The organism is Catenulispora rubra (genome assembly GCF_015356825.1).
Classification (GTDB): Bacteria; Actinomycetota; Actinomycetes; order Streptomycetales; family Catenulisporaceae; genus Catenulispora; species Catenulispora rubra.
Map to the genome: position 1 here is coordinate 1 of NZ_JAACYW010000374.1, position 10,535 is coordinate 10,535.

General features: G+C 71.0%; 9 protein-coding genes. 8 read left to right on the plus strand and 1 reads right to left on the minus strand.

Annotation, left to right across the window (positions count from 1 at the left end; all coding sequences use genetic code 11):
- The 6 genes from GWK61_RS49210 to GWK61_RS49235 form a co-directional block, all read left to right on the plus strand.
- A partial coding sequence (locus GWK61_RS49210) for a prolyl oligopeptidase family serine peptidase (RefSeq protein WP_194920563.1) occupies nt 1-703 on the plus strand: 703 nt, incomplete at its 5' end.
- 1 nt (nt 704) lies between these two features.
- The gene (locus GWK61_RS49215; RefSeq protein WP_228564235.1) at nt 705-2,078 is read left to right on the plus strand and encodes a M20/M25/M40 family metallo-hydrolase; all 1,374 of its coding nucleotides are present in this window, start codon (nt 705-707) and stop codon (nt 2,076-2,078) included.
- 363 nt (nt 2,079-2,441) lie between these two features.
- Nucleotides 2,442-3,992: a multicopper oxidase family protein gene (locus GWK61_RS49220; protein WP_323748114.1), complete on the plus strand. Its 1,551-nt coding sequence runs from the start codon at nt 2,442-2,444 to the stop codon at nt 3,990-3,992.
- 124 nt (nt 3,993-4,116) lie between these two features.
- The gene (locus GWK61_RS49225) at nt 4,117-4,557 is read left to right on the plus strand and encodes a GNAT family N-acetyltransferase (RefSeq protein WP_194920566.1); all 441 of its coding nucleotides are present in this window, start codon (nt 4,117-4,119) and stop codon (nt 4,555-4,557) included.
- 194 nt (nt 4,558-4,751) lie between these two features.
- Nucleotides 4,752-6,212, plus strand: coding sequence for an adenosylhomocysteinase (gene ahcY / locus GWK61_RS49230; protein WP_194920568.1), 1,461 nt, complete (start codon nt 4,752-4,754; stop codon nt 6,210-6,212).
- A gap of 291 nt (nt 6,213-6,503) precedes the next feature.
- A complete protein-coding gene (locus GWK61_RS49235; protein ID WP_194920570.1) occupies nt 6,504-6,698 on the plus strand; it encodes a hypothetical protein in 195 nt (64 codons plus the stop codon).
- 170 nt (nt 6,699-6,868) lie between these two features.
- On the opposite strand, the gene GWK61_RS49240 is transcribed toward GWK61_RS49235, so the two are convergent.
- Complete coding sequence (locus GWK61_RS49240) at nt 6,869-9,043, minus strand: hypothetical protein (protein WP_194920572.1); 2,175 nt, start codon at nt 9,041-9,043, stop codon at nt 6,869-6,871.
- A gap of 31 nt (nt 9,044-9,074) precedes the next feature.
- On the opposite strand from GWK61_RS49240, the gene GWK61_RS49245 reads away from it, so the two are divergent.
- Both GWK61_RS49245 and GWK61_RS49250 read left to right on the plus strand, forming a co-directional pair.
- On the plus strand, nt 9,075-9,365 hold the full coding sequence (locus GWK61_RS49245; protein ID WP_194920574.1) for a hypothetical protein: 291 nt from the start codon (nt 9,075-9,077) through the stop codon (nt 9,363-9,365).
- A gap of 302 nt (nt 9,366-9,667) precedes the next feature.
- A partial coding sequence (locus GWK61_RS49250) for an SAM-dependent methyltransferase (protein WP_323748115.1) occupies nt 9,668-10,535 on the plus strand: 868 nt, incomplete at its 3' end.

Below are 10,535 nucleotides of genomic sequence, written 5' to 3' on the forward strand. Positions count from 1 at the left end.
CTCCGACACCCCGCCGCCCCTGCTGATCGACGTCCACGGCGGCCCGACCAGCAGCACCGTCGCCACCCGCCACCTCACCTTCGCGCTGTTCACCTCCCGCGGCTACGCCGTCGCCTCGGTCGACTACGGCGGTTCCACCGGCTACGGCCGCGCCTACCGCGACCGCCTGCGCCACACCTGGGGCATCACCGACGTCGAAGATCCCGTCGCTGTGGCGCGCGCCCTGGCCGCCGCCGGACTCGCCGACCCGCGGCGCACCGGCATCCGCGGCGGCTCGGCCGGCGGCTGGGCCACCCTGGCGGCGCTCGCGCACAGCGACTACTTCGCCTGCGGCGCCGTCTACTTCCCGATCAGCGACCCCGCGACCTGGTACGACGAACAGACCCACGACTTCGAGAGCCGCTACATCCACTACCTGGTCGGCGACCCCGAGAAGGACGCCGACCGCTTCGCCCGGGTCTCGCCGCTGGCGCACGCCGCCGAGATCACCGCGCCGTTCATCATGCTGCAGGGCGAGGACGACGTGATCTGCCGCCCCGACCAGGCCGACCGCCTGGTCAAGGCCGTCGAGGCGGCCAACCCCGGGCTGTGCCGGGCCCACCACCGCTTCCCCGGAGAGGGGCACGGCTTCCGCAAGGACCAGACCATGGCAGTCTGCCTGCAAGCCGAACTCGACCTGTACGCGAGCGTCCTCGGAGCCTGACATGAACGACTACCAGATGACCGAGACCTCTGAGACGAGTGCCGGCGCCGCACCCCGCGCCACCGACTCCGACCTCGAAAAGCTCGCCGCCGACGCGGTTGCCGCCTGCTCCCGCCTGATCCGCTTCGACACCAGCAACTTCGGCGCCGGCGAGAGCCGCGGCGAGCGCGCCTGCGCCGAATGGGTCGCCGAGCAGATCACCGACGCCGGCTTCAGCCCCGTCGTCCTGGAGTCCGGGCCCCGCCGTGCCAACACCGTGGTCCGCATCCCCGGCACCGACCCCGGCGCGCCGGCCCTGCTGGTGCACGGCCACCTCGACGTCGTCCCCGCCGAACCCGCCGACTGGCAGTCCCACCCCTTCTCCGGCGAGGTCCGCGACGGCGCCGTCTGGGGCCGCGGCGCGCTGGACATGAAGGACATGGACGCGATGATGCTCGCGTTCGTGCAGCACCTGTGCCGCACCGGACAGCGCCCCCCGCGTGACATCGTCATGGCCTTCGTCGCCGACGAGGAGGACACCGGCGACTTCGGCGCGGGCTTCCTGATCCGTGAGCACCGCGACCTGTTCGAGGGCGTGGACACCGCGATCAGCGAGTCCGGCGGCCACTCGGTGCACTTATCCGACGGCGCGCGCCTGTACCCGATCGCGGCGGGGGAGCGCGGCAGCGCGTGGCTGACCGTCACGATGCGCGGCACCGCCGGCCACGGTTCGCGCCGCAACGACGACAACGCGATCGCCAAGCTGGCCGCGCTGGTCACCCGCTTCGCCGAGTACCAGTGGCCGGTGCGGGTGGTGCCGATCGTCAGGGCCCTGCTGGACGGCCTGTCCGAGCACTTCGGCCGCGAGATCACCCCGGACGACCTGAGTGCCCTGGGAGCCGCCGCGCCGCTGCTGGCCGACACGCTGCGCAACTCGGTCAACCCCACGATGCTGCGCGCCGGCTACAAGCACAACGTCGTCCCGTCGGAGGCCGGCGTGGCCCTGGACGGCCGCGTGCTGCCCGGTACCGAGGCCGAGTTCTTCGCGACCGTCGACGCCCTCCTCGGCCCCGACGCCACCCGCACCGGCTACCACAACCCGCCGGTCAGCGCCGACTTCACCGCCCCGGACTTCACCGCGATGGCCGCCGCGCTCCGCGCCTTCGACCCCGAGGCGATCGTGCTGCCCTTCTGTATGACCGGCGGCACCGACGCCAAGGCCTTCGCCAGGATCGGCATCCCCGGCTTCGGCTTCGTCCCGGGGCACACGCCTGCGGGCTTCGACGCCTGGCGCTACGTCCACGGCATCGACGAGCACGTCCTCACCGACAGCCTGGCCTTCGGGGCCGGCGTGCTCGCCACCTACCTGATGACCGACCCCAGACAGCACGCGTGACCCTGCCCTGTCGGCGCCGGGTTGCCGTCAAGGCGCCGGGCACCCAGACTCGAATTCGCCACCCTTACGCCCCCTCATCAGGCGCAACTTCCGGGCCCCGGCGGTGCGTCCATGTCGTGGTCCCCTGGACCAAGAGCCCCGCAGGTTTTAGATTCTTGCTCGGACAGACCATCCGCTACAGCGTTTAAGCGCAGGGTTTGGATTCACAGGTTTGGATTCACAGCGTCACCCGGCTCCGCCACCTCTCGTTCCGGTAACCCAGGAAGGACACCCGCCGTGGCCGCTGCTCTTCGATGGCGCTTTCGCGCGCCTGGAAAAGGAAATCGCGACGATCCTCTGAGAGCCCTGATAGCCGGCCGCGCCGTGCTCCTGATCACGGTCCTGGCCATCCTCTCCGCCGCCACCGGCGCGGTCGCGTTGGCGTCCTCGACAGGGACGTTGAACGCGCCGCCGGCGGTGACCGACCAGGAGCAGGGCATGGTCTCCGGCGCGCCGTTCCAGGACCCGCCGACCGCGGTCATGGCCGCCGGTGCCGACGGGGACCTGACTGTCACGCTCGACGCCCACAACACCCGGTTCGACCTGGCCGGGAAGACCGCTAACGGCCAGTCCTACAACGGCTCCTACATCGCGCCGACGATCACCTTCAATCCCGGCGCCCACGTTGACGTCCGAGTGGTGAACCACCTTCCGGTGGCCACCAATGTGCACTTCCACGGCCTGCACATCGACCCGATGAGCCATTCGGACGACGACTTCCTGTGCATCGCCCCGGGCGACACCTACACGTACCATCTCGCGATCCCTGCCGACCATCCTCAGGGCACGTACTGGTACCACTCGCACGCCATGGGCACCATGTGCCCCGGTGGCGTCACCGGCCCGATCAACGGCGCGGCGGGCAACACCGGCATGACGAGCATGCCGGGCGACGTCGAGAACCAGATCTTCGCCGGCCTGTCCGGCGCCCTGATCGTCGGCGACGACAGAACCCTGCTCCCGGCCGCCTATCAGCACGTCGTCGCGCACACCTTCGTGCTCAAAGACGCCCAGATCGACGCCAACGGCACCATCACCCAGAACACCGCGACCTCGAAGATCGACTCCAACGCCCCGACCATCCGCCTGGTCAACGGCCAGCTCCGGCCGGTCGTCGGCATGCAGCCCGACGAGACCCAGCTGTGGCGCCTGATCAACGCCGGAGCCGACATCTTCTACCGCCTGCGCCTGGACGGCTACAAGTTCACCGTGGTCGGCGAAGACGGCGTCCCGGTCGCCGGCGTCAGCACCGTGGACACCCTGCTCCTGCCCCCGGCCAAGCGCTACGAAGTCCTGGTGACGGCGAACAGCACCCCCGGCGACAGCTGGCTGCGCACCACCGCCTACAGCAACGGCCCGCAAGGGGATCAGTACCCGGACACCACCCTGGCGCAGCTGGACGTCTACGGCACCGCGGTCAACCGCCTCCCGGCCCTCACCGGCGGGATCAAGACCGCTCCCGCGAGCCTGGCCGACGCCAAGATCGCGCAGCAGCGCACCGTCGACCTGAGCGAGAGCCCCGACGGGCTCAGCTTTTTCATCAACGGAAAGCAGTTCGACCCGACCACCTCGGTCTTCCCCGACCCGGCCAAGCTCGGGACCGTCGAGGAGTGGACGATCCTCAACGAGAGCGGCGAGGACCATCCGTTCCACCTGCACACCAGCACATTCCAGGAGATGTCGGTGAACGGCACGGCCGTGCCCTACACCCACATGCAGGACGTCGTCCCGGTTCCGCACGCGGTGAGCGGCGTCCCGGGCAAAGTCGTCATCCGCATCCCGATCCAGGACTATCCCGGTCGCTGGATGTTCCACTGCCACATCGGTGCCCACGAAGACAACGGCATGATGAGTTTCCTGAACGTGGTGCGCTGACCGACACGCCAGATCAGCCAGACCAGCCAGACCAACCAGACCAACCAGACCCGCCACAGGGCCCGGAACCGGCGCTCGCCCCGCCGGTTCCGGGCCCGTCTTCGTGCTGTGTCAAGATCTCCCCATGAGCGAGACGATGCGCCCGATGACCGTCGCGGACCTGCACCAGATCCTCGCCGACATGCCGCGCTACTGGGGCGAACGCGACATGCGCGCGGGCCACCACTACCCGCTGGTCCACGAGTTCGGCCCGACGTGCGTGGTCGCCGACTCCCCGGACGGCATCCGCGGCTACCTGATGGGCTGGGTGAACCAGGACCACGTCGGCTACGTCCACTTCATCGCCACCCGCGACGACACCCGCGGCACCGGCCTGGGCCGCCGGCTGCACGCGGAGTTCGCCCGGCTGGCCGCGGCGCAGGGCGCCACCAGCCTGAAGGCGATCACCAGCGTGGCGAACACCAACAGCGTCGCCTTCCACACCGCCATCGGCTTCGCCGCAGAGGTCGTCGACGACTACGCCGGACCGGGCGACCCCAAGGTGGTCTTCACACGCCAGCTGTGAACAGCCGGCTCTCGCGCGCTACATTTATTGGGCGCCACTTACCACGGCGCCGCCGGAGCTGAGAGGCGCTGCAACGGATCCTGGAATCCGCCACGCTCGGTCCCGACGACTTTCCCAAGGGCGCCTCCCTCGTGGAGGCGCGCTTCGTGCTTCCCCGGGGTTCCACCACCTCATGCGAAGACGGGAAAGCGAGCATGAAGCACCACAGTCAGGAGATCGACGGCCTACGGTTCGCCGTCGCCGACCTCGAACTGGCCGAGTACGGCCGCCGTCAGATCAAGCTGGCCGAGCACGAGATGCCCGGCCTCATGGCGCTGCGCGCCGAGCACGCCGCGGCCCAGCCGCTGCGCGGCGCCCGGATCGCCGGCTCCCTGCACATGACCGTGCAGACCGCGGTCCTCATCGAGACCCTCGTAGCGCTCGGCGCCGAGGTCCGATGGGTGTCCTGCAACATCTTCTCCACCCAGGACGAGGCGGCCGCCGCGGTCGTCGTCGGCCCCGACGGCACCCCCGACAAGCCCACCGGCACCTCCGTGTTCGCCTGGAAGGGCGAGACGCTGGAGGAGTACTGGTGGTGCACCCGCCAGCTCTTCGACTTCGGCGAGGGGCGCGGACCGGACCTGCTCGTGGACGACGGCGGCGACGCCACCCTGCTGGTCCACCTCGGTGCCGAGTACGAGACGGCCGGCCGGGTCCCGGAACCGGAGCCGGGCGACCACGAGGAGCGTCGCCAGATCCTGGGTCTGCTGGCCGACAGCTTCACCGAGGACGACACCCGCTTCACCCGCATCGCCGCCGTGCTGCGCGGGGTGTCGGAGGAGACGACCAACGGCGTCGCGCGGCTGTACAAGCTGGCCCGCGAGGGTCGCCTGCTGTTCCCGGCGATCAACGTCAACGACTCGGTCACCAAGTCGAAGTTCGACAACAAGTACGGCATCCGCCACTCCCTGCCCGACGGCCTGAACCGCGCCACCGACGTCATGCTCGGCGGCAAGACGGCCGTGGTCTGCGGCTACGGCGACGTCGGCAAGGGCGCGGCCGAGGCGCTGCGCGGCCAGGGCGCCCGCGTCGTGGTGACGGAGATCGACCCCATCAACGCCCTCCAGGCGGCGATGGACGGCTTCCAGGTGGCGCGGCTGGACCAGGTCGTCGAGGACGCGCACCTGTTCGTCACCGCGACCGGCGGCACCGGCGCGATCCGCGTGGAGCACCTGGCGCGCATGCGGCACAACGCGATCGTGGGCAACGTCGGCCACTTCGACACCGAGATCGACCTGGCCGGCCTGGCCGCGCAGCCCGGCGTGACCAAGCTTGAGATCAAGCCGCAGGTGCACCAGTGGACGTTCGCGGACGGGCACGCGGTGCTCGTGCTCTCCGAGGGCCGGCTGTTCAACCTCGGCAACGCCACCGGCCACCCGAGCTTCGTGATGTCGGCGTCGTTCGCGAACCAGGTCCTGGCCCAGATCGAGCTGTTCACGAACCAGGACCAGTACACGGAGGACGTGTACCGGCTGCCCAAGCACCTGGACGAGAAGGTCGCGCGGCTGCACCTCGACGCCCTCGGGGTGCAGCTGACCGAGCTGTCGGCGGACCAGGCCGAGTACCTGGGCGTACCGATTGAGGGCCCTTACAAGGCCGAGCACTATCGGTACTGAGGGCTTTTGCTCCTAAGCAAATCCCCCACGCTCGGAGCGACGATGCCGAACAGCTCTCCGATCGTTGTCAGCGCCGCGGCCTGCAGAGTTCAGCAGGCTGCGGCGCGCGGCGCGCGCGGCGGATCCGACTGCGGAGAGTGACTGTCTGAACACCCTGAGATACTTCGCCCAGGGAAACGGGCCGTCCGGGGAATCACACTCTTACCCGCGCGGGTCCGACTTTGCTAGCATCCGCACCTGATCACCCTTAAGCGCCGGTCCCTCGGCCGCGGTGCTCGGCAAGGAGTGCGCATGTCCCTTTCGTCCGTGCTGGCCACCCTCGTCGCCGTCCTCGTGCTGGCGAACATCGTGCTGGTCCTCCGGCTGACGGACCGTTGTGCGGACGATCGCAAGGAGCACGGCGGGGAGGGCGCGAGCGGAGTCGCCGTGCCCCCGGCGTCGGCCCTCGGTGAGCCCGGGACCGTGGCGCCGGATCGGCGAACCTGATAGACAAGGCGTAGACGGCCGCCCGGGAGACCTCCCAGTTCCCGGGCGGCTGTCACCATTTCTCCGGCGAATGCCGTATCGGCTGCCACGCCGATTGCCACGCTGACTGCCACGCTGACTGCCAGGGCCGAGTGCCGCGTCGGCTTCGTGTGCCGACGCGGCCTGTGCGATCAGCCCTGGGGCTGAGCCAGCCGGTGCTGCCCCTGGGCGGGCTGCGTGTTCGGAACCACGATGTCCGACTGGAACGCAGCACCCTGAGCCGGTCGGTCGGGGTGCGCCAGCGACATGATCCAGGTCTGGCCGTCGGCCCCGGTGACCAGGATCTGCGTGTCGCTCCCGACGAACGCGGCGTCCACCGGCGTGGTGGCCGGAGCCGGCAGCCGCACGGCGGGTACGGCCGGTGCCCCCGGCGCGGTCTTCACCGGCACGAATCCCTGCGCGGCGGTGAACGTGAACGTCACCACCGCGCCGGTGCCGTCCGCGGACACCAGCTGGTCGATCCCGTCGGCGCCCGGAACGGCCTCGATGGCCACCGCTCCGGCGAGCGTCGGGTTCTGCGGCAGCGCCTTCAGCGCGGCGGTGAAGGCGGGCTTCACCGCGATCGCGGCGGCCGGCACGACCGTGTGATCGGCACCGGGGCCGGACAGGGGCATGACGTCGGAACCCGCGAGGGCCGTGGTCCCCGATCCGGGCAGCGACCCGGTCGGGGTGGCCGTCGCATTGGCCGCGGTGGGAGTCGCGGGAGTCCCCGCCGGCGGAACCGAGAGCGTGATCAGCTGCGCGTGCCCGGCGGCGTCGATCCCGACCAGGTCGTCGTGCCCGGCCTTGGTGAACGCCCCGGCGAACAGTCGCGGGAAGGTGTTCCACTTCGGCCCGCTGACAGCACCCTGATCCACGGCCTTGCCGGTGGCGTCGAACCCGTAGAGGTGCGCACTGCCGTCCTTCTTCACGGCGAGCAGCTGCACCGCGCCGGCCGGGCCCGTGAAGCGCCCCGCCACGAGCGCGGTGACGTCCCCGAAGCCGTTCGCGACCGGCACCGGGACGCCGAACGTCCCGTCGGCGATCCACGGGTACCGCAGCAGCCGGCCGGTCGCGTCGACCGCGACCAGGTCGGCGTGCCCGGCGGTGGCCGAGGGCAGGACCGCCCGGGGCCCGGTGGCCGCGCCGGTGACGGTCACGTTCACCGGCCCCCACGTCACGGTCTTGCCCTCGCGGTTGGTCACCGCGACTTTGATCTGGTGCTGGCCGGCGGTCAGGGCCGTGGTGTCCAGGTTCAGCTGGTTGCTGGTGGTCATCGGCTGCGCCATGGCCACGCCGTCCAGCGTCAGCGTCTCCGTGGCCAGGTCCGAGGCCGGGGCCGCGCCGATGCCCAGCGGCACCGTGCCCGACAGCAGCGGCGCGTTCGGGGCCGCGACGGCGACGGTCAGCTGGTGGTTGGTGACGTTGACGGTGACCGGCGCCGACAGCTGCGAGATGGCGCCGTCGTCCGCCATCGCCTGGGTGGTGATCACGTGCGGGCCGTCGGTCAGCTTCGTGGTGTCCAGCGGCAGCAGCGCGCCGCCGGGGGCGTTGTCGATGGCCTGCGCGGACTTGCCGTCGATCCAGTACTGCATGCGGACCGCGGGGTGGGTCGGGTCGGCGTCCGCCGAGCGTACCGTGATGGTCCCGGACGCCAGGCCGTTCACGGTGTTCGTGCTCGCGGTCGGGGCCGGCGGCGCCGGGTTGATCGCCGTGTCCGGGGGCTGGTAGCCGCTCAGGTTGTAGCCGCCGGTGACGCCGTTCTTCGGCATCTTCCAGCCGGGGTTGTTCGGGTTGACCGCGCCCAGGCGCCAGAACTGCGCGGCGGCCGGCGGGGTCCAGTCGTGCACGCCGACCAGTTCCTTGATCAGCGGCTCGCCGACCCAGTTCGAGTCCACGACGGTGTACGTGCCGTCGCCGTGGTTGGTCAGCACGATCGCGGTGTGCAGCGGGTTGGAGTCGTCGTGGTCGCCGATCTGGATGATGTCGCCCTCGACGGCCGCGGCCGGCGCCACCGGTACCGCGCCGGCCGAGCTGAACCCGACCTGGTAGTTCCCGCCCGGGTCGACCGGCCAGATCTTCCCGCCGCTGGCCAGCGACACCACGCAGTCCACGAACTCGCGGCATTGGCCGGAGCGGAAGCGGTTGGCGTCCACGCAGGCCTGGCCGCCCCAGCGGCCGACGTAGGCCAGCGCGGTGGTGGCGACCAGCGAGTTGTCGAACTGGCCCGCGCCCGCCGGCGGGTGCACCGGCACCGGCACCGGGTCCGGCGGCGGGATGTACGGCGCCGGGTTCGGCGTCGTCGGGGCCGGCTGGACGGGCTGCACGGGCTGGCCCGGCTGGCCCGGAGTGGCCTTGGTGGGTACCGGCGTCGGCGGCACCGTCGAGGGTGCGGACGGGACCGGCTTGGTCGTCGGCGGCGCGGTCGGCGTCGGCGGCGGCTGGGTCGGGTCCGACGTCGGGGACGGCGCGGACGACGAGGGAGGCGTCGTGGCCGGAGGAGTCGGCGTCGGCGTCGGGGTGGGAGTCGGTGTCGGCGTCGGAGTGGGGGTCGGCGTGGGTGTCGGCGTCGTGCTCGTCGTGGCCGACGTCGGATCCGGCTGGCTGGGCTGGCTCGACGACGTCGACGGAGCAGCCACGGGCGACTGACCACCGGACGGGGTCGTGTCGGCCTGTGCGCTGACGGTGGCCGCCATCGAGGCCGCGCTGACCATGGTGGACACCGCCACTCCGGCTATCAGGCGGCGGCGGACTCGTCGGGCCCTGGCATTCTTCGACATGACCAAAATTTCTACCAGCTGTGGGGCGACATTACGACGTACAAGTAGGGTCCAAGGCGTATCGGGACAGTGACAGGCGTCCAGAAACCAAAAGTCGCCGCGTGTCAAGGGCCGATCGCCGCACTTTTCCCTAAGGGTCGGTTCTTGGATGCGTCCGCTAGGCTCTCGCAGGTGGTTGACGAACATCAGGCCCCGAAGACCGGCGGACTCCCCGAGTCCGCCGTGACCTCGGCGGACGGCGTCGAGAGCATCGACGCCACGCTGATCCCCGGCTGGGTCCCGCCGGAACTGGACACGACGAAGGCGCACACCGCGCGCATCTACGAGTACCTGCTTGGCGGCATGCACTACTTCGACGTGGACCGCGAGGCCGCCGAGACCGCGCTGCGGCACGTGCCGCAGGCCCGCGAGATCCTGCGGGAGAACCGCGCCTTCCTCAACCGCGCGACCCGGTTCCTGGCCGCCTCCGGCATCACCCAGTTCCTCGACCTCGGCAGCGGCCTGCCCGGCAGCGACAACATCGGCGACGTGGCGCGGCGGGCCCATCCGGAGGCGCGCATCGTGTTCGTCGACTACGACCCGATGGTCGCCGTGCACGGCCGGGCCCTGGTGGCCGCCGCCGACCCGGCGCACACGGCGGTGGTGGAGGCCGACGTCCGCCGCCCGGCCGAGGTGCTGGCCGACCCGGAACTGCGCCGGGTGCTGGACCTGGAGCAGCCGGTGGCGATCGTGATGAACTCGCTGCTGCACTTCATCGCGCCGGAGGACGACCCGCACGGCATCGTGGCCGGGTTCCTGGCCGCGGTCCCGGCCGGCAGCGCGCTGGTGGTCTCGCACATCACCGACGGCGGCCGTCCGGTGCAGGCCGAGGCGGCGGTGCGGGCCTGGGACCAGGCGACGTCGAAGATGTACATGCGCGACGAGGCGGAGATCCGGGCCCTGTTCGCGGGGACGGAGCTGATCGAGCCCGGGATCGTGCCGCGGCCGCTGTGGCGGCCGGACGGCGAGCTGCGCGAGGGCTGGGAGGAGATCTGGGGGC

What these genes read in the sequence shown, in the direction of transcription:
- GWK61_RS49215 (WP_228564235.1), top strand. Translation starts at nt 705, where the DNA reads ATGAACGACTACCAGATGACCGAGACCTCTGAGACGAGTGCCGGCGCC.
- GWK61_RS49225 (WP_194920566.1), top strand. Translation starts at nt 4,117, where the DNA reads ATGAGCGAGACGATGCGCCCGATGACCGTCGCGGACCTGCACCAGATC.
- ahcY (WP_194920568.1), top strand. Translation starts at nt 4,752, where the DNA reads ATGAAGCACCACAGTCAGGAGATCGACGGCCTACGGTTCGCCGTCGCC.
- GWK61_RS49235 (WP_194920570.1), top strand. Translation starts at nt 6,504, where the DNA reads ATGTCCCTTTCGTCCGTGCTGGCCACCCTCGTCGCCGTCCTCGTGCTG.